This is a genomic window from Sphingopyxis terrae subsp. terrae NBRC 15098 (assembly GCF_001598815.1).
GTDB classification, from domain to species: Bacteria; Pseudomonadota; Alphaproteobacteria; order Sphingomonadales; family Sphingomonadaceae; genus Sphingopyxis; species Sphingopyxis terrae.
On the sequence record NZ_BCZQ01000030.1, the window covers coordinates 21,077 to 42,703 of the forward strand.

The window sequence follows — 21,627 nt, forward strand, 5'->3', positions numbered from 1 at the left end:
CTGAACAACTCCAGCTTGGCCCGGACTTTATGTGCCTGTGTTGTGTGCCTTCCCTTGCCGGCTCTCGCGCAGAACGCTGGCGAGCAAGATACAAGACTGCGCCTCGACCAGGAAATACAACGGCAGCAGCGGAAGGCGGAATCGCAGATTCTTGACGGCGCCGATGCGCTGGATGGGCCGCCAACTTCTCTGGAGATCGACGGCAATAGCTATTCCGTCGGCGATAATGTCGATGAGATGGGGCAGGCCCTCTATATCTCCGTCAGGCGGCAGCAATGGGCCGACGTGCGCCGGTTCCTTATTGCCTATGAGCGTTATCCCGATCGTGATCCGAAGCTCCTCCTATTTGCGAGGGGCGCGCTTGCGCGCCAGACCGGCAAGCTGAGCGAGGCCGAGCGCTATTACCGCGAACTGGTGGAGCTCGATCCCGGCCTACTGTCCGGGCAACTCGAACTGGCGCGCGTGCTGTTCGAGAACCGGAAGGATCGTGAGGCGCGGGGTGCATTCGAGCACGTGCGCGTCCAGCTCGTCGCCGAGGGCGACAAGTCGGTAGGGGTCGTCCGCAGCGTGGACGCCTTCCTTGCTGCCCTGAAGCAACGGCGAGGCTGGCGGGGCACCATCGCCATAGGCCCCGGCTACAGCACCAATCTCAACCAGTCTTCGGCCAGCTATACTTGCCTTCTCGCGAGCGAGGACGGCACCTGCCTCATCGACCGGAAGGTGCCCGATCCGATCAAGGCCGCCGGCATCAATTTCGAAGGTACCCTGGGACGTAGCATTCCGATGTCCGGACATCATGGCGTACGCGCCAGCGCGCTTCTGTTCGGCGACATCTATCCGGACGAAAACGCCTATTCGCAGGCGACCCTCATCACGCGGGCGGGCTATCAGTATCAGTCCGCTCGCAACAGCCTTTCGCTGTCGCCCTCGTTCGAGGCCAGCACCTTTGGTCCCTCGGTGCTCTACACCGCCTGGGGCGCCAATCTGGATTGGTCACATACAGCCGCGCACAACATCCTATTCCGGGCGGAAGCAAACTATCGTGATTTTCACTATCGCCAACGCGCCTTCGCCTCACAGGACGGGCCCCAAACAGACGTCAGCCTGACGGCCTTTTACCTCGCTTCCCCAAGCTGGACCCTGTTTGGCGGACCGGATTTTATCACCAAGGATGCCCAGGCGGCCGAGGACGCCTATCGGCAATGGGGTGCGCGCGTCGGCATAAGCAAATCGTTCGGCACTCGCGCGAGCCTGCTCGTGATCGGTTCATACCGCCGCCGCGACCATCGCGCTTATAGCGAGCTATTCGAAGCCAGGCGCAGAGACGACCAATACAACATCACGGCGATCGCACGCTTCCCGGTGCTGAAGTTAGCGGGCCTTACACCCGAGTTCGTGATTCAGGACAATCGGGTCGAGAGCAACATCGACTGGCTGTATTCCTACAAGCGTACGACCGCCAGCGTAAGGCTGAGCCATGTCTTCTAGACCGTTCAGTCAGCATTTGCGACCGCCATGGAAGCCGTTTCGCAGACCCATGCGACGCGAGCCCATTCACCGACTTCGTCCCCCAGGCCGAGCTTCACTCCCTCCCTGGGCGACGATCCAAAGGGGGTGGCGGCCCAAAGCCCGCCACCCCCGAACACTTCCATTCGACAAACAAGCGGAAAGGGATTGTCCATGAACGTAACCACCTCCGAACGGTCCATTGAGGCGCAAAGCCGCGCGAAGCGCCTCAAGGCGTTGACCAGCACTGTCCATGAGGGCGTCGACCGTTCGATCATGTCGGCATCGTCCTTCGCCACGATCGACCGCTACAAGCGGTTCCTGGCGATTCAGTATCTCTTCCACCGCGACGTGGCAGCCCTCTATGCGGAATCGCGCTTGCAAGCCGCCTTCCCGGATCTCGTCCACCGGTGCCGGCTACCGCTCGTGATCGCCGATATGGAGGATCTCGGCGTCGCAACGCCGGATGCAGGATCGCCGATTTTCATTGCCGGGGGCCCGGTGGACATGGGCACCGCGCTGGGCTGGCTCTATGTCGCCGAAGGATCCAACATGGGCGCGGCCGTGTTGCGCAAGGAAGCGCACAAGCTTGGTCTGACCGATGATGTCGGTGCCCGCCATCTGGCGCCTGCGCTCGAAGGCCCGGCTCCCCACTGGCGCGCATTCACCGCCGCGCTCGATGCGGTCGAACTAAGCGATGATGAAGAAACGCGCGCCAGAGAAGGCGCGCTGGAAGCCTTCGCGCAGGTCCAGGCCCATGTCGATGCGCGGCTTGACTGAAACTTCGAAGGCCGGCCTGCTCCGGCGGGGCCGAACGGCGCGCGCCGGTTGGCTCGTCCTCGGCCTGATGCTGGTTGCGATCGGCATCGTCGGCATTTTCGTGCCGTTGTTGCCGACCACATCCCTTATGGTGCTGGCGATGCCCTGCTTTGCGCGCTCATCCCCCAGACTGGAAGCATGGCTGCTCGATCATCCTCGCTTCGGACCGGGCGTGCGTGCGTGGCGCGCGGAGGGCGCCGTGCCCCGCCATGCCAAGATCGCGGCATGCATCGGCATGGCGGCGGGGTTTGGGCTGTTCTGGCTCCACGTCCGGCCCGGCGCGCTGCTGACCTGCGCGGGAGCGGGGTTCATGCTGTTCTGGGCGGTATGGATCGTACGCCGGCCCGAGCCGGGGGTATCACAATGAAACCGGGAAACTACCGCGGGGCGCAGCTCGCCGCTGCGAATGATGGAGCCACCCTCTTCGAGGACCATGTCGTCTTCCGAACCTGTTGTCCTGACAGTCCGCTGCAGCGGGGGAACACGTCGCCCGTGCCTGTGGCGAGCCCGCAACTTGCCGAGTTCTCGCGCAGCTACAGCCGTTATTGTGATCAGCCGATGGACTGGCGCACACGCCTTTTCGGCATTGCCGGCACTGCCGCGGTTATAGGGCTGGTCCTTGCTGCCGCCCTGTTCACGTGGACGACAGTTTACCAGCCTGTGCGGGCCACCTCGCCGCCGCTGACGGTGGTAGAGCTACAACCGCTGGCGGCACCCCCAGAACCGGTCCGCAACGTGGCGCCGGGGCGGGAACAAGTGGAAAAGCAGGAAGCCGAGCTTGAGCCGGTCACCGAGCCGATCCCAATCCCGCTCGTCCAGATCGCGGCACCGACCATGTCGGCGCGGGACTTGCGTGCGCCGGTAAAGATCGTTGATCCCGGCCCTGCCGTGCCGGAAACGACCGCGCCCAAAAGCGTCGCCGCTCCGACCGCCGACCGATTGTCCAATGACGTACGGCCAGATTGGGAAGGATTGATCCTCGCCCGACTGGAGCGCTACCGGCGTTATCCAGCCAGAGCACGCGCCGCACGCCAGCAAGGCACCGTCTATGTTCGTTTCAAGATGAACCGGTCGGGGATGGTGCTGTCGTCTGCCATCGTTAAGAAGTCGGGCTCCTACGACCTCGACCAAGCCGCGCTCCAAACCCTCGACCGCGCTCAGCCGCTTCCCGCAATTCCCGCGGACAGGCCTGATGTCGTCGAGTTGACCATCCCTGTCGAGTTCTTCCTGCGTTGAGCAGGGTACCCAGTCCCGAACCTAAATTTGCCGACGCCAAGTCCACCATGCTGGTGCCGATACTGTTGTCCTCGCAGTGAAAACACGGCCAGTGGTTTGCTCCACAGCTGGTTACCACGCCTATTTAGCCGTTCCAGCGCTGCGCCGAACGATACGCTCGACGATGCTGGCGTCGAACTCGGGCTAGTGATCGCAAGAAGCATCACGCAAGCGCGCGATGGAGCCCTCACGCCCGGCAGGCGGGCTTTGCGTCATGGCGCGCGCGGCCGCCGCGGCTTTTCACGTTCCGGATGGGAGCGCGTTCCAAGTCGCGAAGTATCGGGAGAGCGGCCCGACGAGCCTGCATGGCGCTGCTTGAATGAGCGGCGAAGGCAACTTCAGTGCGTCGACCGCACCAGCTCTGCGTACACGCCGCCAATCTTGAGCAACGCATCATGATCGCCGCTCTCGACCACGCGCCCCTTCTGCATGACGATGATCTGGTTGGCGTGCCGGACGGTCGAAAGCCGATGCGCAATGGTGATGGTGGTGCGATCCCTGGCCAGGGTTTCGAGCGCCTGCGACATCGCTCGCTCGGTCGTGGGGTCGAGGGCGCTGGTCGCCTCGTCCAACAAAAGGACATGCGGATTGCGCAGGATCGTCCGCGCCAGCGCGAGGCGCTGCTTCTCACCGCCGGAAAAGCGATAGCCGCGTTCTCCGACCAAAGTGCCATAGCCCTCCGGAAGCGAGGCGATCATGTCGTCGATTTGCGCGATCCTGGCGGCCGCGATCAACTCTTCATCGGTCGCGTCCGGTTTGGCGAAGCGCAGATTTTCGGCGATGGTCGCGTTGAACAGGTAAGGATCCTGCGTGACCACGCCGAGCGAGTCGTTCAAGGACTCAAAGCTCAGATCGCGGACATCGACGCCGTCATAGCTGATCGAGCCTGAATCCACATCGTACAGCCGTGCAAGGAGATAGCCGAGCGTGGTCTTCCCCGAGCCGGTGGCGCCGACGATCGCGGTGTGCGACCCGGCTGGGATGTCAATCGAGACGCCGTCGATCGTCGGCGGCTCAGATTTGTCATAGGCGAAGGTGACATCGTGGACGCGCACGGCGCCACGTATCCCGTCGCGGTCGAGAACGACCGGGTCCGACCGCTCGCGGATCTCGACCGGCCGGTCGAGATATTCGAAGATGCGCGCGAACAGGGCCCGGGTCGTTCTCATCTCGACGCCGGATTCCAGCACTTCTTCGAGCGGCCAGAGAAGCTGCTCCTGGAGCGCGATCATGGCGACCAGCGTGCCGATCGTCACTGCGGTGGCGCCCTGGCTCATCAACAGGCCGCCGAGCAAAAGGGTGAGCGCCGGCAGCGCCTGAAGCACCAGGTCGATAATCGCCCATTGCCATTGGCCCGCGGTATGCGATCGCGTCTCGAGGTCTGCGACGCCTTGCGAGGTGTGAATGAACCGCCGCGTCAGATGTCCGGTGCGGCCCATGGTGCGCGCCAGGATGATGCCGGATATCGACAGCGATTCCTGCACCGCCGAGGACATGTCGGCGATCCGCAGCTGCTGCTCGTAGGTGAGTTCTTCACGCAACTGCCCGACGCGATGACTGATCCAGACGGCGAGCGGCAGGACGAGGAAGGAGAACAGCGCCAGCCGCCATTCCAGCGCCAGCATGGCGATGATGGTCATCACCACCACACTGACGTTGCGCGTCAGTTCGCTGGCGGTGTGGGTGACGAGCGCCTGCAGTCCGCCGATGTCGCTGGCGATACGGGACTGGACCTCACCCGTCCGGGCCGTGGTGAAGAAGCCGAGGGAGAGGGATTGCAGATGTGCGTACACCCGCACCCTGAGATCGTGCATGATCGACTGGCCGACCTTCGAGGTGATCAGCACCTGGAGGACGCCGACGGCGGTGCCGACGCAGGAAATCGCGATCAGACCGCCGGCCAGCAGCGCCAGCAGGTTCAGATCGCCGGCGGGAAGCGCCTCGTCGATGATGGCGCGCAGCAGGAAGGGCGCGGCGATCCCCACTGCCGATGACAAGAGGATGAGGGCGAGGATGACGGCCAGGCGGCCGCGATAGGCTTTGAACAGCCCGAGCACGCGCCGCAGCGACACATGCTTCGCCGCTAGCGCGTCATAATCAAGGTCGTCGTCCTGTTCGTGGTTCTCATTTGTCATGTTTCATCTCCCGCCCGGCGGTGATCCGACCTGTGTTCAGCCGGATGAGGAGGGCCGTTGCGATAAGGATTGCCGCCGCAACGCCGATTACGACGACGAACGCTTCGTCGAACGCGGCGCGCGCGAGCGTCCGGAGGTCGTCTGCCGAGGCGCCATCCAATCGTTCGGCGACCATCAGCGCCTGATCGAGCCCGTCATAAGCGAGGTCGGGCGCTCCCAACGACACAGGCAGGACGAGCGAAGCCGAATAGACCGCCGACAGCAGGCTGCCGAGGATGGCGATGCCGAACGTCCCGCCCAGCTCATAGGACACTTCCTCGACGGACGCCGCCATTCCGGCGCGATCCGACGGCGCCGACAGCATGATCATGCTCGATGCGGCGGTCATCGCGGTGCCGGCTCCCATCCCCAGTGCCGCAAGGCTCGCGATCTGGTAGATCGCGGCTGCCTCGAACAGAAAGAAATATCCCCCAAGCCCGATGGCGGCCAACAGCATGGCGCGCCAGAGGATGACCGCGCCACCCCAGCGCGGCAGCAGGATACCAGCCAGCGGACCGCCGACGAACGCGCCAAGCGGAACCGGCAGGATGAAGAGACCGGCCTGGAGCGGCGACAGCTCGAGAACGAGCTGGAGCCGCTGGCTGACCACGAGCTCGACCCCGATGATCGCGAGCGAAGCGATCAGCGCCGTCGCAACGCCCGCCGAGAAGCCGCCGTCGCGGAACAGTTTGAAATCGATCAGCGGATGCGCGGAGCGGTTCTGCCGGCGAACGAACAGGATGAGCGCCAGAACGCCGATGAACGCGGCCGTCCCCATCGCCGCATAGGACGGGGCGGGTTTTGCGAGTTCCTTGATCGCGTAGGCGACCCCGACCAGGCCCGTCATGATCTGGACCGAGGCGATCAGATCCCAGGGGCGATTGCTACGTGCCGATGCGGCCGGGATGACGGCCACGCCGAGCACAAGAGCGATGATCACGATCGGCAGGTTGATCAGGAAGACCGATCCCCACCAGAAATATTCAAGCAGCAAACCGCCAACGATGGGACCGAACGCCGCGCCGCCGGAGGCGACCGCCGCCCAGATCCCGATCGCCAGCGAACGCTCGCGTTCGTCGTGAAAGGTCAGCCGGATTATCGAGAGAGTCGCCGGCATCATCATCGCCGCACCGATCGCAAGCAGGACCCGCGCCGCGATCAAAACAGACGGCGCCCATGCATAAGCGGCGGCCAGCGACGCGAGCCCGAAGACCACGAGTCCGCCGATGAAGAGCTTCTTATGGCCAAGCCGGTCGCCGAGCGTGCCGAGCCCAGGTACGAGCCCCGCGACCACGAGCGGATAGGCGTTGACGATCCAGAGCTTTTCCGCCGCGGACGCGCCGAGGTCCCGCGTAAGGCTGGGCAGCGCCGTATAGAGCACCGTCATGTCGATGACGATCAGGAACAAAGCTAAGGATACGATGGCCAGAACTAGCCACCGGTTCGCGGATGCCATGAAAATCACCGAATTTCTCGTTGCTGGGTCCACGGGCCAACGCGGTAGGTTCATCTTGGCGTCCCTCTAGATGCACTTCTTTCGCGGAGGGTTCGTGGAGCAAGTATGGCGATTGCGTGGAGATCTTGCGGGTCCGCATCGGTTAGGTTTGAGCATTCATACCGCTGCTAGCGACACTGACTGGTCTCCGTGAGAGGCCCGGCTTTCTCCAAAATGATAAGGAAATCGAGGCGCCGCACGTTCGGAGCACCTGGTACTCGTTTGCGCGTGAGTCGGTCCTCGCGGTTGCTGGTGCCCTACGCTCGATTTGCTCTAGCCATTGCTTGTCCGGTTGAAGCCTTCATTCCGACTTGTCGAAGTCATCATCGAGAGCTAGTAGTTGCGAGTAATTCGCAATAAGCGATGAGAGGGGCAGCGTAGGAAGGACAAAGCATGGCCCGCAATTTCCCGGCACACGCGTTCGAGACGAGGGGCGTTCCAGCGATTCTGATCGACGCCGCGCGGTGCTGGCGGGAAGCGCGCGACAACGGGCGATCGGTCCAGCCTTGCCTGAGCCGGACACTCGACCGGCACGAATGCGCGATTCTTGCGCCGGTGCTCGACAGCCTCTGTCTATTTTATGAAGCGGCGCTCGGTCGGCCGATGGCGGTCGGTGAGGCGCTGACGTTGTCCGACGACGAGCATCTTCTGCTCGGCTTGGTGAACGGCTCCATACCCCGCCAATGCCTGAACTGTCCGAGAAGACGAGCGGCGACGCTCGACTGCGCGCTTTGCTCGGCACGGATCATGGTGGCGCTCACGCTCGGCCAGCCTGCGTCAGGGACGCTGCAATGAGCGGGGCCGCGATCAGCACGGTCGAGGCACTGGAAAGCGTGATCGGCAAGACTCCACCGCCAATGCACCTCAAGGTCATCGATCATCTTGACGCCGGTGCGCTCCGCTGGATCAGTCAGTCGCCCGTCATGTTCGCTGCAGTCGGTGGCGGATCCGGCGTCGGCGTCACGCTGGCCGGCGGCATCCCTGGTTTCGCCGTCGGCGATGCACGAGAACTGCAGCTGCCGATCGCGCTTCTCGACGATCCCACGCTCGCGCGGTCGGGCGCCGGGTTCGGTTCGCTGTTCCTACTGCCCGGCATCGGCGAGACATTGCGCGTCAACGGTCGGGTGACCGGCGTCGACGCCGAGAAAATCCGCATCACGGTGGAGGAGTGTTACGGCCATTGCGCCAAGGCGCTGATCCGCTCCGAGCTGTGGTCGGCGCAACCGATCGCGGGCACGCAGGACGACATAGCGGCCTTTGTCGCGCGAAGCCGGTTCCTGGCGCTGGCGACAATCGGCGCGGAGGGTCACGCCGACCTCAGCCCGAAAGGGGATCCTGCCGGCTGCCTGGCGCAACTCGACGGCGACACCCTCTGGTTCGCCGATCGTCCGGGCAACCGCCGTGTCGACAGTTTTCGCAATATCCTCGACAGAGCGCATGTCGCGCTCGCGCTCCTTATCCCAGGCTCCTCGCACGTCGCCGTACTACGCGGCGAGGCCCGGCTGACGACCGACGAAGCCGCTCGCGCGCGCCTCACCGTGCAGGACAAGACGCCGCAGCTCGCAATTCGAGTGGACATCAGCTGTATTGAGATGTGCGCGAGTCCCGCGCTGGAGCGCGCGAACCTGTGGCCGGCCGATGCCGAAAGCGACATCGATCCGGCCACATTGTTCGTCGAGCATATCAAGCTCAACAAGGTCAGGGGCATCGGCCCCACCTTGGCCCGCGCCAGCCTCTCGGTACCCGGGGTCACCGGGCTCCTGAAGAAAGGCCTGGAAAAGGACTATAAGGACAACCTCTACTAGGCTCGGCTGAGACTCACGCCTAGCCCGACGGGAGGGCCTCTCCCATGCGCACCTCAGCCGTTCAGCTTGTCCTTGATTGCCTTGGCTGGCGCGAATGCGAGTTTCTTCGAGGCCTTGATCGTCATGGCCTCACCGGTGGCGGGATTACGGCCCTCGCGCGCCGGGCTGTCCTTCACCTTGAACTTTCCGAATCCATTGAGCGCGATTTCGTCGCCCTTGGCGGCGGCATCGCCGATCGCAGTGAAGATCGCGTCGACGAACCTGCGGGCGTCCGCTTTGGCGACGCCATGGTCGGCGGCCAGCTTATCGGCGAGTTCACTGTTGTTCATTACTTCACCACTTCCTTGATGTTGATTCGCTCGCGAGGTTTATCCGCAACCGTGGTCGTCGTCACCGCTGGTGCGCCAGTGCGACGGCGATTCGAGCAAAGCATCACACCGATCAGCGCGAATGGCTCAGCGCCGCACGCCAGCAAGGCACCGTCTATGTTCGTTTCAAGATGAACCGGTCGGGGATGGTGCTGTCGTCTGCCATCGTTAAGAAGTCCGGCTCTTACGACCTCGATCAAGCTGCGCTCGATAGGCTCAACCGCTTCCTGGATCTCAATTTGTCAACGACAAGTCCACCATGCGGATGCTGATCGTAGATGTTGCGGAGGGGGCGGCGTACACTGGGTTGAAGGAGACGACGGCCCCTTTGGGCTCAAGATCCTCGAATCGGATGCCTGTTTGCACCTTCTAATCGCGACGTTTTTCTCGGGACATGAACGAAGGTAAGTTAGTGATGCGGTGCGGGTGTCGCGCCTCCCACTGAAGGCTCTGCTCGCTCCACGGAACCTACACACCCCCGCCACAAAAGTCTTAGGTGCGCTATTGCGAATCAATAGCAGCGAGGAGATACTCGTTCCGCCGAGACTGGCGTTCATCTATTGGAACGTGGGGACATAAATTGAGACTTAAGACAGCGCTAATCCTCGGACCCGCGTTCGTAGTATCGGCGCTTCCAGCGGTCGCGCAGACTACAGAGGAAGAAAAGACTCGAAACACGACGGAAGGGCACGCAGACGTCGATATCGTCGTTACGGGACGCTACACTCTGCCTGACAAGATCGACACGGCCACAGGCCTCGGTCTGACGGTACGTGAGACCCCGCAGTCGGTCACGATTGTTACCGCGCAGCGCATTCTCGACCAGAATCTGATCACCGCCGCGGACGTACTGGCCAATGGCGTAGGTATCTCCGTTAACCAGCTCGACGACATTCGTAACCAGTTTTACGCGCGCGGTTTCGAAATCCGCAATTTCCAATATGACGGCATTCCACTCGCCTGGACGCTCGCCGGTGGCGCGGGAGAGACGAGCGCCGACGTCTCGATCTATGATCGCGTTGAAATCGTGCGCGGCGCGACCGGCCTTTTGACCGGCGCCGGCGATCCCTCCGCTTCGGTGAACTTCGTCCGGAAGCATGCCACAAGCAAGGACCTGGCCGGCTACGTCAACGGCAGCTACGGCAGCTGGAGCACGTGGCGCGGGTCGGCCGACATTGGCGGCGCGGTGACGTCCGATGGGCGCGTGCGTGTCCGTGCGGTCGGCCGCTATGAACAAGGTGACAGCTTCATCGACCTCTTTCACAACAAGAAGTACGTGCTGTACGGCACAGTAGACGCCGATCTGACCGATAGTACATTGCTCCGTGCTGGCATCAGCCACCAGCAAACCGACAAGGACGCTCCGTCCTGGGGGAATCTCCCGACCTTCTATAGCGACGGGACGTTCGCGGTGTGGCCGAGGTCGAAAAGTCCGACTGCGGATTGGACCTACTGGGACACCACCAATCAGAACATCTTCGCCAGCATCAAGCAGGATCTCGGCGACCGCTGGAGCATCGTCGCCAACTACAACCGCCTCAAGAACGCGCAGCAAACCGAAATTCTCTATCTGTTTGGCCATGTCGATAAGGCGACCGGGACGATCCAAGGCAGTAACGCCTATAGTGACGACGGGGTTAGCTTACAGAACAGCTTCGACGCACAGTTGAAAGGCGCCGTGAGCCTGTTCGGACGCGACCACGAACTGGTTCTGGGCGGTTTGACGAGCCTTCAGAAGCGTCGCACCGATACGTTCGCGGCGCCCGCCGAGGCGTCCCGACAGAACGTCCAGTTCGCAAACGCGACCAGCCGGACATTTCCCCGCCCCAACTTTTCGACCACGCCATTCCGTGCGGTCGAAGAGCGGATCAAGCAGACCGGTCTGTACGGCGCGCTACGCATCAATCTGGCCGACAGCCTCAAGGTGATCGGCGGCGGACGCTTGGCCAGCTGGAAGCAGCAGGGCATCAGCTATGGCGTCGCCAGCGATTACGGCGACGACAATGTTTTTATCCCTTATCTCGGCGCGCTGTACGACGTCGCGCCAAACCATCGCCTTTATGCGAGCTATACGAAAATCTTCCAGCCCCAGGGCGCGCTCGATCGCAATTTCCGGCAGCTCGATCCGCTCGAGGGGAACGCTTATGAAATTGGGTTGAAGAGCGCCTTTTTTGGCGAGAGATTGCAAACATCGGTTGCACTCTTCCAGATAGAGCAAGACAATTTGGCCGTCATCGACGGCGCACCCGTTTCGCCTCCCGGTGGCGGACTGCCGCAACAGCTCTATCGCGCCGCCCAAGGAACGAAGAGCAAAGGCTTCGAAGTCGAGATCAACGGCAGCCCGCTCGAGAACTGGAACGTCAACTTCGGCTACAGCCAGTTCACCGCCAAGGATGCGGCCGGCAATGCGATCGCCGTGGAACAGCCGCGCAAGCTGATGAAGCTGTTCACCACTTACACGCTACCCGACGTGCTGCATGGACTGACCTTTGGCGGCGGGGTGAATTACCGCAGCAAGGCCTATTCGGTCGGCAGCAACCCGGTGACGAACGCGCCGTTCCGCTTCCAGCAGGACGGCTACGCGTTGGTGAGCTTGATGGGTCGCCTGGCGGTGAACGAAACGTTCTCGGTCCAGGCCAATCTCGAGAACCTGTTCGACAAAACCTATTACGCTCAGATCGGATTCTACAGCCAGTATCGCTATGGCGCGCCGCGGAACTTCACCCTCAGCGCCAATTACAAATTCTAATCTGGTTGGGCGTGATGCGTCGAACCGGAAGTTAGAATCTATCGCAATCCGCCAACTCCCGCGGCCCGGCCACCTGACTGGACTGCCGCGCTAGTCGTTGTCGAGCCGGCATTAACGTGACGCAAAACTAGAAATGGAGCCAGATGATGAAGAGTACGAGCTACCTGTTTGCTCTGGTCGTAGCACTCGCGGGCAACCCCGCAGCTGCGCATGAAGTTTGGATCGAGCGCAATGCGACGGGGCCTGCGCGCATCTATTTGGGCGAGCCGGCGGAGGTGATGCCGGACGCCGGCGACCCCGAATTTCATCACCTGCAGAGGCCGCAGTTCGTCGGAAGCTCCAGCAGGCCGGTCCCGCTGATTCGCCGATCCAATCATATCGAGGCGGAAGTGGGTCCCGGCGACGTCCGCGTCCGTGACGATGCTGTCTTCGCGCCCTGGAAGTCGGGGGAAACTATGCAGGGCGCCATTTTCTACGCGCGCAGCGGTCTCGCCGAGACAAACGCGGCACTGGATTTGGAACTGGTTCCTGTGACCGCTGGAGCGAAGCGGCTCGTAGTGATGTTCCGGGGCAAGCCTCTGCCCGGCGCGAAGGTTACGGTCATCACACCGGATCGCTGGCAAAAAGCCTTCGTATCCGATGACAAGGGCGAATTTGAGGTGCCGCAGCAGGGTGTTGGCCGCTATCTCGTCAGCACGTCGCATACCGAGGAAAAGGCGGCGAAGCTGGGCGGGCAGGATGTAGCAAGCGTCATTCATACCTCAACGTTGACATTCGCGGACTAGGTAAGGGACGCAGAAGACAGAATAACGATCTGAATTCTTCGGCACTGGGCTGGCGGAGTTTCGGGGGAGCACGTCACTGGACGCAAAGAGCTTTTGTCTCTGGCTCGGCTCTCAACCCTAAGGCTGTGCGTAATTCAGCCGGTCTTTTTCGACAATAGTTTGTGCTCGTTATTCCATCTTGGCGTGCGCCGAGCGCCGATAAAGGGTGTAGGCTCCAGGAATGGCGGCAATGCCCGCGGCCCACGCCTCCAATGGCGCGACAGGCAGGCAAACATGCAGCAGCGCGAGCAAATCGATCCAGATCGGATCATTCTCGCCGACGATCAGGCTGCGCTCGCCATCTTCTCCGTCAATGCCGATCGCAACGAACACCAGGTTGCCATCCCGCTTCGATGCTCCTGCCGCAATACTGGAAACCTTCGCCCAAGTGATGGAATGGCGCTTACCATTGATTCGCACCGACAGGCCGCTTTCAGAGACGCTGACAAGGTATGTTCCGTTCTGTTCCTGCGGTGCTTCTGACATTACTCGCTGCCTTCGCTTCTCGACTACGCGGTTCTCGCGAAACATAGCACCCCGACAGCCAAGTATCAGGTTCTCTTCGATCGACCCTGCCGGCTTAGCATGGCCTCGCCATCGATCCGGTGAGTGCGGCCCGCCGAGCGTTCGTCAGTGGGGCACGACGCGCGAAAAGACGTTCAGCACGACCACGCCGGCGAGGATGAGAGCCATGCCCAGCATCGCGGGGAGGTCCAACCGCTGGCCTTGGAATATCCAGGCGATCGCCGCGATCAGCACGATCCCGGCGCCCGACCAGATCGCATAGACCACGCCAGTCGGCATCGTCCTCAAGGTCAGCGACAGAAGATAGAAGGCCACCGCGTAGCCGCAAAGCACGATGAGCGTGGGCAGGGGCTTCGTGAACCCGTCGGACAGTCTCAGAAAGGACGTAGCGATGACCTCGGCGGCGATCGCTATTGTGAGATAAACATAATGCACGTCCTGCTCCTTCGTGATCGTGCGACCTCGTTCAACGATCGCCCCCGCCAAGAGCGCGATAAAGTCCGCTCGCGGATAACAGCTCCTCGCGCTTGAGATCGAGCAGCGTCCGGCGCGCGGCATATTCGCTGCGCTGTGCGTCCAGGAGTTCCAGGCGGCTGTCGACGCCGGCCCGATAGCGCAGGTTCGCCAGCGATGTTCTTCGCCCCGCCGCATCGACGGCGGCGCTTTGGGCCTGCGACTGGCGGGCATAGGTCGCGCGGCCTGCGAGCCCGTCGGAGACTTCGCGAAAGGCCGCCTGGATCGCGCGTTCATATTGCGCGACCGCTATCGACTTGCGAACCCTGGACAGTCGCAGTTCACCACGCAGGGCACCGCCGCGGAAGATCGGGTTGGTGATCTGGGGTACGAACGACCAGCTGCCGCCCGCGCCTTCGAACAGCCCGTCAAACGTGGGGCTCGCCATCCCCAGCAACCCCGTGATCGACAGACGCGGAAAGAAAGCCGCGCGCGCAGCGCCCACGTCGGCATTGGCGGCGATCAGCTCATGCTCGGCCTGGCGGATGTCCGGCCGGTTCGCGAGCAGCTCGGACGGGAGCCCGGCGGGCAGCGTAGTCAGGATTGGTTGCCCCATCAGAGGGATTGGCGGTGGGAGCTCGGGGGGAAGAGGGGCGCCGACGAGAAACTGGAGCTGGTTCACCGCCTGTGCCCGTCCGCGGGTCCGCGCCTCGCGGTCCGCTTCGGCCTGCCGCACCAGCCCCTCTGCCTCGCTCACCTCAAGACCGCTGGTCTGATCGGCGGCTCTGAGGCGGCGCGTGATGGCGAGGGAGCCGCGCCAGGCGACGAGCGTGCGCTCCGTCAAGGCCAGCTGCTCCTCCGCCAGGCGCTCGTCGAGATAGGCATCGACCACGCCGCCGATGAGCGCGATCCTGGCGGCGCGGCGTCCTTCCGCGGAGGCGAGGTAGCGCTCGAACGCCGCCTCGCTCTGCGAGCGCAAGCGGCCGAACAGGTCGATCTCGAAACTGGTCAATGCCACCTGGGCCCTGAACTGACCGAACTCGCTGCGACCGGTCCGTCCGGCTGCGCCGGCGTTCGTCTCGATCGGCATTCGCTCCCGCGTATAATTGCCCGCCGCGTCAAAAACCGGGAGCTGGGCGCCGCGCGCGATCCGGGATTGCGCACGCGCGGCTTCAACGTTGAGCGCGGCGATCCGCAGGTCGCGATTATTGTCGAGCGCGAGCGCGATCAGCCGCTGAAGGCGCGGATCGCGAAACATGTCCCGCCACTCGATCGCCGCCGCGCTCGCTGGTTCATTCGTCGCGGCGCCCGAGAAGGTAGGCGCGACGGGAAGTGCGGGACGCTCGAGCTTCGGGTTCATCGAGCAAGCGGCGATGAGCAGAATGGCGGGCAGAGCGAATGCACGCATCGTCAGTCTTCCCTGTCCGCGGCCAGACCGTCGCCACGCCTCGGCCGAACGAGCCGCTCGACGAGACCGAGAACCACGACGAAGAACACCGGCACGAAGAAGATGGCGAGAACGGTGGCGCTGATCATGCCGCCGAACACGCCGGTCCCGATCGCCTGCTGCGTCTCCTTGCTTGCCCCGCCGGCGATCATCAGCGGCACCACGCCGAGCGTGAAGGCGAGGCTGGTCATCAGGATCGGGCGCAGCCGCAGGCGAGCCGCCTCGATCACGGCCTGTGCCGTCGTCTTGCCCTGCATCCGTGCGGTCCTGGCGAACTCGACGATGAGGACTGCATTCTTGGCGCTGAGGCCGATGATGGTGATCAGGCCGACCTTGAAGAACACGTCGTTGGGAAGCCCACGCAGCATGACCGCGGCGACGGCTCCGATCAGCCCCAGGGGCACGACCAGCATGACCGACAAGGGAATCGACCAGCTTTCGTAAAGAGCCGCGAGGACGAGGAATACGACCAGCATCGATAGGGCCAGCAGCATCGGGGCCTGTGCGCCCGCCTCCTTCTCTTGGAGCGACTGGCCGGTCCACTCGATCGCGAAGCCGGGGGGAAGCTGGGCAGCTAGGCGTTCCATCTCGCGCATCGCCGCACCGCTCGACCGGCCTTCCGCTGCCGAACCGGAGATGCGGGTGGCAGGGTAGCCGTTGTAGCGCGTCAGCTGGAGCGGCGTTCGTTCCCAGCGCGGCGTGATCAGCTCGGACAAGGGCACCATGTTGCCGGCGGTATTGCGGACGTGGAGGTTCAGCACGTCGTCGAGCTTCATCCGCGACGCCGCGTCGGCTTGGACGATCACCTGCTGGACGCGGCCCTGGTTCGGATAATCATTGACGTAGGACGATCCGATCGCACCGGACAGCGTATCGGCGATCGCAGCGAACGGAACGCCCATCGCCCGAGCCTTCTGCCGGTCGATGACGAGCCTGATGCTGCTGCCGGGCGGCAAGCCGTCGGGATAGACGCCGGTCACTACCTCGCTTCGGGCGGCGAGCGCCAGCAGCCGGTCTTGTGCCGCCATGAGCGCCGCGCTGCCGCGTCCCGCCCGATCCTCGAGCCTGAGCGCGAAGCCGGACGTGGTGCCGAGCTCGTCGATCGAGGGGGGCAGCAGATTGGTGACCGTGCCTTCCAGGATCGTCGCGGCCGCGCGGTTGGCCCTTGCCGCTTCATCGGCGGCGGTGGCGTCGCCCCGCTCGCCCCAGTCCTTGAGGACCACATACATCAAGGCCGCATTGGGGCCGCTGCCGGAAAAGCTGAACCCTTGCATGCTCTCACTCGACTGGATGGCGGGGCGGCCGGCGTTGTGACGCTCGAGCACGCCGATCGCCTCCCAGGTGCGGCTGGCCGTCGCGTCCGCGGGGAGCTGGATTGAGGTCAAGAAATAGCCTTGATCCTCTTCGGGCAGAAATGCGGAGGGCAGCTTCACAAAGGCGAAGCCGAGCAGGCCGACGACGACCGCGAACGCGGCCATCATTCTGCCCGACCGTTTGATCAGCCGAGCGACCCAACCCTGATACCCGTCCGCCAGCCGGTCGAAGGAGCGGTCGAACCAGGCGAAGAACCGGTTCTTCCCCCCATACCCGGCAACCGGCTTGAGCAAGGTCGCACACAGCGCCGGCGTGAGCGTCAGCGCCAGGAAGGCGGAGAAAAGGATCGAGATCGTCATCGCGAGCGCGAACTGGCGGTAGATCGCGCCCACGGAGCCGCTCGCCATCGCCATGGGGAGGAACACCGCCGAGAGCACGAGCGTGATGCCGATCACCGCGCCCGTGATCTCCTGCATGGCCTTGGCGGTGGCCTCCCGCGGCGCAAGCCCTTCCTCGGCCATGATCCGCTCGACATTCTCGACGACCACGATGGCGTCATCGACGATGATGCCGATCGCCAGCACCATGCCAAACATGGTGAGCACATTGATCGAGAAGCCGGCCGCCAGCATCACGGTGAACGTGCCGAGGAGCGCGATCGGGGCGACGATCGCCGGGATGAGCGTGTAGCGGATCTTCTGGAGGAACAGGAACATGACGAGGAACACCAGCACCATCGCCTCGGCCAAGGTCTGCACCACTTTCTCAATCGAGATGCGGACGAACGGTGCCGTGTCGAACGGCGCCGACCAGGTCATGCCCGTCGGCATCGAGCGGGCAAGCTCCGTCATCCTCGCCTGAACAGCGGCCGATGTCGCGACGGCATTCGCTCCTGGCGAGAGCTGGACCGCGAGCGTGGCGACAGGACGGCCGTTCGACTTAGCCGAATAGGCGAAGTTCTGCGGTCCTGATTCCACGCGCGCGACGTCACCGAGCAGCACGCTCGATCCGTCGGGGTTGGCGCGCAGAACGATCTGCCGGAACTCCTCGGGGGTCTGCAGCTGGCCCTCGGCGGTGAGCGGCACCGTGACCCGTTGCTGCCCCACGGTCGGTTCGGACCCGATTGCGCCCGGAGCGATCTGGACGTTCTGGGCGGCGATGGCGGCCGTGATGTCGCCCATCGCGAGGCCGTAGGAAATCAGTTGCGCAGGATCGACCCAGATCCGCATCGCCCGCTCGGTGGCGAACACCTGGATCCGCGCGACACCGGGCAATCGCTTGAGCTCGTCCGCCACGTTGCGCACGGCGTAGTCGCCCAGTGTCACCTCGTCATACTGGCCGCCCTGCGACCCGATATTGACGAGCATGAGGAAGCCCGCCGAAGCTGCTTCCACGAAAAGCCCCGTTTGACGGACAACCTGCGGCAGGCGGGGCTCGACCGCCTTCAGACGATTCTGGACGTCGACCTGGGCAAGCTCGGGGTCCGTGCCGGGCTTGAACGTCGCGGTGATCGAGGCCGAGCCCGATGCGTCGGCCGAGCTCTCGAAATAGAGCAGATTGCGAACGCTCGACAGTTCACGTTCGATGAGGCCCACGACGCTGTCATTGAGCGTCTGCGGGGTGGCGCCGGGATAGGTCACGTAGATGCTGATGCTGGGCGGCGCGATCTGAGGATAGCGCTCGGTCGCGAGGCGCGGGATCGCGAGGATGCCGCCAAGCGCGATGACGATCGCGATCACCCAGGCGAAGATCGGCCGATCGATGAAGAAGCGAGGCATGGCGATCCTTCGCGTTCAGCGCCGGCCGGGGCCGGGACGCTCGCCGCGCCACGGCATCGCCCTCACCGCGGCGCCGGGCTGAACCCGATCCTGCCCTTCGACAATCACCGACTCGCCGGGTTTCAAACCCTGCTCGACGATCACCCGCCCGTCGATCTCGGCGCCCGTTTTCACGCTGCGGCGCGCGGCCTTCTTGCGGGCGTCGACAATATCGATCCACGCCCCACCATTGCCGTCACGCTGCACTGCCTGGAGCGGGACCAGCAAGGCGTTCGACCGCGTCTCGCGCGGCAGTCGGGCGCGCACGAACATGCCGGGAAGCAGCACCCGCCCGGTGTTTTGAACCTCCACGCGTACCACCGACGCGCCGGTGCCGGGATCGACGCTGATGCCCGAGAAGAGCAGTGTGCCCCTGATCGGATGGGCGCTTCCCTCCGGGGGCAGGATCTCGACGGACGCGCCCTGGCCGGTCCCGTTTCGCGCCAGCGCGCGGAGTCTAGTGAGCCTCGAAGCGGGCTGGCGCACATCGATATAGACGCGGTCGATCTGCTGCACGGTCGCTAGCGGGCTCGCGTCACCGACGCCGACCAGCGCGCCCTCGGTCAGCACCGCCTGATCGATGCGCCCGCTGATCGGCGAGCGGATGGTGGCGAAGCCGAGGTCGAGCTGCCGCCGTTCAAGCATGGCCCGGCCTTGGGCCACGTCGGCCGCCGCTTGATCGCGCGCCGTCACGGCATCGTCATAGGCCTGCCGGCTGATGGCGTCGGCGCCGAGCAGCGGCTCGAGGCGCCGCGTCTGGACGCGGGCGCGGCCCAAGGCCGCCTGCGAGCGCTGCAGGGTCGCCGCCGCGATGTTCGCCTCTGCCCGGAACGGGGCGGGGTTGATCTGGAAGAGCGCCTGGCCGGCACGCACCTCGCTGCCCTGTTCGAACAGGCGGCGCTGGACGATGCCTCCGACCTGCGCCCTGATCTCCGCGATGCGGTAGGCGACAACGCGACCGGGAAGTTCGTCCACCACCGTGACCGGTTCCGGCGCGACCTGGACAACGGAGACGACAGCCGGGGCCACCATATCCGATTGCTGCTCGGCGCCGCACGCCGACAGGGTCAGGGCGCCTGCGAACAGGAAGCAACTCGTCAGCGCACGTGAAATGACCGGAAGCTCCGTCTGGGTTCGACAAGCGGCGGCTATGAACGGTCGCGGTGGGCGTAGCGTGTCGGTAGTGTGGAGGTATTGTGCAGACCGCTGGTAATCACCGGTCCAGCGAGCCTACATTGCGCAATTAGCGAGGCAGACAATGGACATTGACAATCCTCTCGTCCTGATCGCCGAGGACGAAACGGAAATCGCCGACATCATCTCGGCCTATCTCGAACGCGAAGGCATGCGCACCGTGCGGGCGGCCGACGGCCGCAGCGCGCTCGATCTCCATCTCCTGCTGAAGCCGGACCTCATCATGCTCGACGTCCTGATGCCGAAACTCGATGGCTGGCAGGTGCTGTCGGAAGTGCGCAGCCGGGGCGGGACGCCGGTCATCATGTTGACCGCGCTCGACCAGGACATCGACAAACTGCAGGCCCTGCGGATCGGCGCCGACGATTATGTCGTGAAGCCCTTCAATCCCGTCGAAGTGGCCGCGCGGGCGCGCGCCGTGCTGCGCCGGAGCGGCGGAACCGCCAGCCATATGCTCCGCGTCGGTTCGATCGAAATCGATCTCGACAGCCATCTGGCCACGGTCCTGACCGAGGCCGGTCCGGTCCATCCGGCGCTCACATTGACCGAGTTCCGTCTGCTCTCGCACATGGCGCGCGCGCCGTCGCGGGTGTTCAGCCGGGGCGATCTGATCGACGCCTGCCTCCCTGGCGGCGAAGCGCTCGAGCGGACCGTGGACAGCCATTTGAGCAAGCTGCGCCGTAAGCTCGAAGAGGCCGGCGCGCCGGGCCTGGTCAACAATGTCCGCAGTGTCGGCTATCGACTGGCGGACGTGCGATGACAGCGGTCCGCGGGCTGGGCCGGCAGATCCTCTTGTCGATGCTGGCGACCACGCTGGGCGGCGTGGTGGCGAGTGTCGTCGGTCTCTACGGCTTCTATGCGGTGGTCCTGAGCGTGGCGCCGCAACTCATGCCCGACGATGATAGCTGGTGGCCGAGCAACCCCGAGTGGCTGGCGATCGGGGCGATCAGCTTGGTCGGAGCGGCGGTCGCGGCGCGCGCTGCCGTCCGGCTGACGCGACAAATCCTCACGCCCCTGAACTCTGTCGCCACCAGCGCGCGCGAGATCGCGCATGGCCATCTGGCGGCGCGGGCAGTTGCGGGCGAGCGAACGCTCGGCGAGGCGGCCGCCCTGATCGGGGACTTCAACCGGATGGCCGCCAATCTCGAGAAGGCTTCGGCCGGCGTGGCGCACTGGAACGCGATGATCGCCCACGAACTGCGGACGCCCGTGACCATCTTGCGCGGGCGCCTCCAGGGGCTCGCCGACGGTGTCTTCGAACCCGATCCTGCGCTCTTCCGGTCGCTTCAACTCCAGGCGGAGGGGCTCGCCCGGCTGGTCGAGGACCTGCGGACCGTCAGCCTTGTCGATAGCGGCCGGCTGGAGCTGATACGTAGCGACATCGACATGGCCGAGGAGCTCGGCGCCGTCCTCGACCTGATGCGCCCTGGACTCGAAGCGGCCGGGTTTTCGCTTGCTGCCGAGCTGGAACCCGGCATCTTCCACGCCGATCCCGTGCGGATCAGGCAGGCCTTGATGGCGCTGCTCGACAATGCCGAACGCCACGCGACACCCGGAAGGCTGCGGGTCATCCTGTCCCTCAATCATCGGCGCGCCCTGATCGAGGTTGTCGACGAGGGGCCCGGCCTCTCCCCGGAGCTTGCGGAGGAAGCGTTCACACCCTTCCGCCGCTATCCGAGGCCCGACTCTCCCCACATGGGAAGCGGCCTGGGGCTGGCGGTCGTAAGGGCGATCGCGCGCGCGCATGGCGGTGATGCGACCTACAAGGCCCGTAACGGGGGAGCCTGCTTCTGTCTCGAATTGCCGCGGCATCAGGCAGCGGTTTAGGCGCTCTCCACGGAGTCTACACCAACTCTCCAACC

Annotated in this window: 20 protein-coding genes; 11 read left to right on the forward strand and 9 right to left on the reverse strand. The window is 64.1% G+C overall.

From position 1 onward, the window contains the following. The first annotated feature begins 54 nt into the window (after positions 1 to 54). Genes STE01S_RS15980 through STE01S_RS15995 form a run of 4 tightly spaced genes read left to right on the forward strand, consistent with a single transcriptional unit; the run spans position 55 to position 3,561 of the window. Positions 55 to 1,488, forward strand: a complete 1,434-nt coding sequence (locus tag STE01S_RS15980) for a surface lipoprotein assembly modifier (protein WP_255265985.1) — start codon at positions 55 to 57, stop codon at positions 1,486 to 1,488. A gap of 27 nt (positions 1,489 to 1,515) precedes the next feature. Then, the gene (locus STE01S_RS15985) at positions 1,516 to 2,286 is read left to right on the forward strand and encodes a biliverdin-producing heme oxygenase (RefSeq protein WP_255265986.1); all 771 of its coding nucleotides are present in this window, start codon (positions 1,516 to 1,518) and stop codon (positions 2,284 to 2,286) included. Further along, a complete protein-coding gene (locus STE01S_RS15990) occupies positions 2,264 to 2,692 on the forward strand; it encodes a YbaN family protein (protein WP_082813377.1) in 429 nt (142 codons plus the stop codon). Before STE01S_RS15985 ends, STE01S_RS15990 begins: the two co-directional genes overlap by 23 nt. Beyond that, positions 2,689 to 3,561 (forward strand): energy transducer TonB family protein, encoded by an 873-nt coding sequence (locus STE01S_RS15995; protein WP_255265987.1) that lies wholly within the window; start codon positions 2,689 to 2,691, stop codon positions 3,559 to 3,561. Before STE01S_RS15990 ends, STE01S_RS15995 begins: the two co-directional genes overlap by 4 nt. Before the next feature lie 377 nt (positions 3,562 to 3,938). Here the strand turns inward: STE01S_RS15995 and STE01S_RS16000 are convergent, their stop codons facing one another. Then, positions 3,939 to 5,735 (reverse strand): ABC transporter ATP-binding protein, encoded by a 1,797-nt coding sequence (locus STE01S_RS16000; RefSeq protein ID WP_062769550.1) that lies wholly within the window; start codon positions 5,733 to 5,735, stop codon positions 3,939 to 3,941. Beyond that, positions 5,725 to 7,230 carry an MFS transporter gene (locus STE01S_RS16005; protein WP_062769553.1) on the reverse strand — a complete coding sequence of 502 codons (1,506 nt, stop codon included), beginning with the start codon at positions 7,228 to 7,230 and terminating at the stop codon, positions 5,725 to 5,727. The genes STE01S_RS16000 and STE01S_RS16005 overlap by 11 nt, the downstream gene beginning before the upstream one ends. Before the next feature lie 432 nt (positions 7,231 to 7,662). On the opposite strand from STE01S_RS16005, the gene STE01S_RS16010 reads away from it, so the two are divergent. Then, positions 7,663 to 8,064 carry a hypothetical protein gene (locus STE01S_RS16010; RefSeq protein WP_062769556.1) on the forward strand — a complete coding sequence of 134 codons (402 nt, stop codon included), beginning with the start codon at positions 7,663 to 7,665 and terminating at the stop codon, positions 8,062 to 8,064. Then, on the forward strand, positions 8,061 to 9,074 hold the full coding sequence (locus STE01S_RS16015) for a pyridoxamine 5'-phosphate oxidase family protein (RefSeq protein ID WP_062769559.1): 1,014 nt from the start codon (positions 8,061 to 8,063) through the stop codon (positions 9,072 to 9,074). Before STE01S_RS16010 ends, STE01S_RS16015 begins: the two co-directional genes overlap by 4 nt. A gap of 53 nt (positions 9,075 to 9,127) precedes the next feature. Here STE01S_RS16015 and STE01S_RS16020 read toward each other — a convergent pair whose 3' ends face one another. Together STE01S_RS16020 and STE01S_RS20855 are read right to left on the reverse strand one after the other, a co-directional pair. Beyond that, entirely contained in the window at positions 9,128 to 9,403 is a 276-nt protein-coding gene (locus tag STE01S_RS16020; protein WP_062769562.1) for an HU family DNA-binding protein, read from the reverse strand. Continuing rightward, complete coding sequence (locus STE01S_RS20855) at positions 9,403 to 9,642, reverse strand: hypothetical protein (RefSeq protein ID WP_255265994.1); 240 nt, start codon at positions 9,640 to 9,642, stop codon at positions 9,403 to 9,405. The genes STE01S_RS16020 and STE01S_RS20855 overlap by 1 nt, the downstream gene beginning before the upstream one ends. Between STE01S_RS20855 and STE01S_RS20860 the strand changes: the two genes are divergently transcribed. From STE01S_RS20860 to STE01S_RS16030, 3 genes are all read left to right on the forward strand, one after another. Then, on the forward strand, positions 9,574 to 9,714 hold the full coding sequence (locus STE01S_RS20860) for an energy transducer TonB (RefSeq protein WP_082813378.1): 141 nt from the start codon (positions 9,574 to 9,576) through the stop codon (positions 9,712 to 9,714). The two genes, STE01S_RS20855 and STE01S_RS20860, sit on opposite strands and share 69 nt — an antisense overlap. 308 nt (positions 9,715 to 10,022) lie before the next feature. Beyond that, the gene (locus STE01S_RS16025; protein ID WP_062769565.1) at positions 10,023 to 12,191 is read left to right on the forward strand and encodes a TonB-dependent siderophore receptor; all 2,169 of its coding nucleotides are present in this window, start codon (positions 10,023 to 10,025) and stop codon (positions 12,189 to 12,191) included. A 143-nt stretch (positions 12,192 to 12,334) separates the two neighbouring features. Then, positions 12,335 to 12,976 carry a DUF4198 domain-containing protein gene (locus STE01S_RS16030; protein WP_255265988.1) on the forward strand — a complete coding sequence of 214 codons (642 nt, stop codon included), beginning with the start codon at positions 12,335 to 12,337 and terminating at the stop codon, positions 12,974 to 12,976. Between the two features lie 168 nt (positions 12,977 to 13,144). Here STE01S_RS16030 and STE01S_RS20465 read toward each other — a convergent pair whose 3' ends face one another. The 5 genes from STE01S_RS20465 to STE01S_RS16055 all read right to left on the reverse strand — a co-directional run bounded on the left by STE01S_RS20465 (position 13,145) and on the right by STE01S_RS16055 (position 19,603). Then, positions 13,145 to 13,501 carry a hypothetical protein gene (locus tag STE01S_RS20465; protein WP_162928302.1) on the reverse strand — a complete coding sequence of 119 codons (357 nt, stop codon included), beginning with the start codon at positions 13,499 to 13,501 and terminating at the stop codon, positions 13,145 to 13,147. A 144-nt stretch (positions 13,502 to 13,645) separates the two neighbouring features. Further along, on the reverse strand, positions 13,646 to 13,975 hold the full coding sequence (locus STE01S_RS16040) for an SMR family transporter (protein WP_062769650.1): 330 nt from the start codon (positions 13,973 to 13,975) through the stop codon (positions 13,646 to 13,648). Between the two features lie 31 nt (positions 13,976 to 14,006). Next, positions 14,007 to 15,401 carry an efflux transporter outer membrane subunit gene (locus tag STE01S_RS16045; RefSeq protein ID WP_062769571.1) on the reverse strand — a complete coding sequence of 465 codons (1,395 nt, stop codon included), beginning with the start codon at positions 15,399 to 15,401 and terminating at the stop codon, positions 14,007 to 14,009. Positions 15,402 to 15,403: 2 nt separating this feature from the next. Beyond that, positions 15,404 to 18,532: a multidrug efflux RND transporter permease subunit gene (locus STE01S_RS16050; RefSeq protein ID WP_062769574.1), complete on the reverse strand. Its 3,129-nt coding sequence runs from the start codon at positions 18,530 to 18,532 to the stop codon at positions 15,404 to 15,406. Between the two features lie 15 nt (positions 18,533 to 18,547). Then, complete coding sequence (locus STE01S_RS16055; RefSeq protein WP_082813379.1) at positions 18,548 to 19,603, reverse strand: efflux RND transporter periplasmic adaptor subunit; 1,056 nt, start codon at positions 19,601 to 19,603, stop codon at positions 18,548 to 18,550. A gap of 226 nt (positions 19,604 to 19,829) precedes the next feature. On the opposite strand from STE01S_RS16055, the gene STE01S_RS16060 reads away from it, so the two are divergent. Then, positions 19,830 to 20,525, forward strand: a complete 696-nt coding sequence (locus STE01S_RS16060) for a response regulator (protein WP_062769580.1) — start codon at positions 19,830 to 19,832, stop codon at positions 20,523 to 20,525. Next, positions 20,522 to 21,592, forward strand: a complete 1,071-nt coding sequence (locus tag STE01S_RS16065; protein WP_062769583.1) for an ATP-binding protein — start codon at positions 20,522 to 20,524, stop codon at positions 21,590 to 21,592. Before STE01S_RS16060 ends, STE01S_RS16065 begins: the two co-directional genes overlap by 4 nt. The last annotated feature ends 35 nt before the right edge of the window (positions 21,593 to 21,627 follow it).

What these genes read in the sequence shown, in the direction of transcription:
- STE01S_RS15985 (WP_255265986.1), top strand. Translation starts at nt 1,516, where the DNA reads ATGGAAGCCGTTTCGCAGACCCATGCGACGCGAGCCCATTCACCGACT.
- STE01S_RS15990 (WP_082813377.1), top strand. Translation starts at nt 2,264, where the DNA reads ATGTCGATGCGCGGCTTGACTGAAACTTCGAAGGCCGGCCTGCTCCGG.
- STE01S_RS15995 (WP_255265987.1), top strand. Translation starts at nt 2,689, where the DNA reads ATGAAACCGGGAAACTACCGCGGGGCGCAGCTCGCCGCTGCGAATGAT.
- STE01S_RS16000 (WP_062769550.1), bottom strand. Translation starts at nt 5,735, where the DNA reads ATGACAAATGAGAACCACGAACAGGACGACGACCTTGATTATGACGCG.
- STE01S_RS16005 (WP_062769553.1), bottom strand. Translation starts at nt 7,230, where the DNA reads ATGGCATCCGCGAACCGGTGGCTAGTTCTGGCCATCGTATCCTTAGCT.
- STE01S_RS16010 (WP_062769556.1), top strand. Translation starts at nt 7,663, where the DNA reads ATGGCCCGCAATTTCCCGGCACACGCGTTCGAGACGAGGGGCGTTCCA.
- STE01S_RS16015 (WP_062769559.1), top strand. Translation starts at nt 8,061, where the DNA reads ATGAGCGGGGCCGCGATCAGCACGGTCGAGGCACTGGAAAGCGTGATC.
- STE01S_RS16020 (WP_062769562.1), bottom strand. Translation starts at nt 9,403, where the DNA reads ATGAACAACAGTGAACTCGCCGATAAGCTGGCCGCCGACCATGGCGTC.
- STE01S_RS20860 (WP_082813378.1), top strand. Translation starts at nt 9,574, where the DNA reads ATGAACCGGTCGGGGATGGTGCTGTCGTCTGCCATCGTTAAGAAGTCC.
- STE01S_RS16030 (WP_255265988.1), top strand. Translation starts at nt 12,335, where the DNA reads ATGATGAAGAGTACGAGCTACCTGTTTGCTCTGGTCGTAGCACTCGCG.
- STE01S_RS20465 (WP_162928302.1), bottom strand. Translation starts at nt 13,501, where the DNA reads ATGTCAGAAGCACCGCAGGAACAGAACGGAACATACCTTGTCAGCGTC.
- STE01S_RS16045 (WP_062769571.1), bottom strand. Translation starts at nt 15,401, where the DNA reads ATGCGTGCATTCGCTCTGCCCGCCATTCTGCTCATCGCCGCTTGCTCG.
- STE01S_RS16050 (WP_062769574.1), bottom strand. Translation starts at nt 18,532, where the DNA reads ATGCCTCGCTTCTTCATCGATCGGCCGATCTTCGCCTGGGTGATCGCG.
- STE01S_RS16055 (WP_082813379.1), bottom strand. Translation starts at nt 19,603, where the DNA reads ATGGTGGCCCCGGCTGTCGTCTCCGTTGTCCAGGTCGCGCCGGAACCG.
- STE01S_RS16060 (WP_062769580.1), top strand. Translation starts at nt 19,830, where the DNA reads ATGGACATTGACAATCCTCTCGTCCTGATCGCCGAGGACGAAACGGAA.
- STE01S_RS16065 (WP_062769583.1), top strand. Translation starts at nt 20,522, where the DNA reads ATGACAGCGGTCCGCGGGCTGGGCCGGCAGATCCTCTTGTCGATGCTG.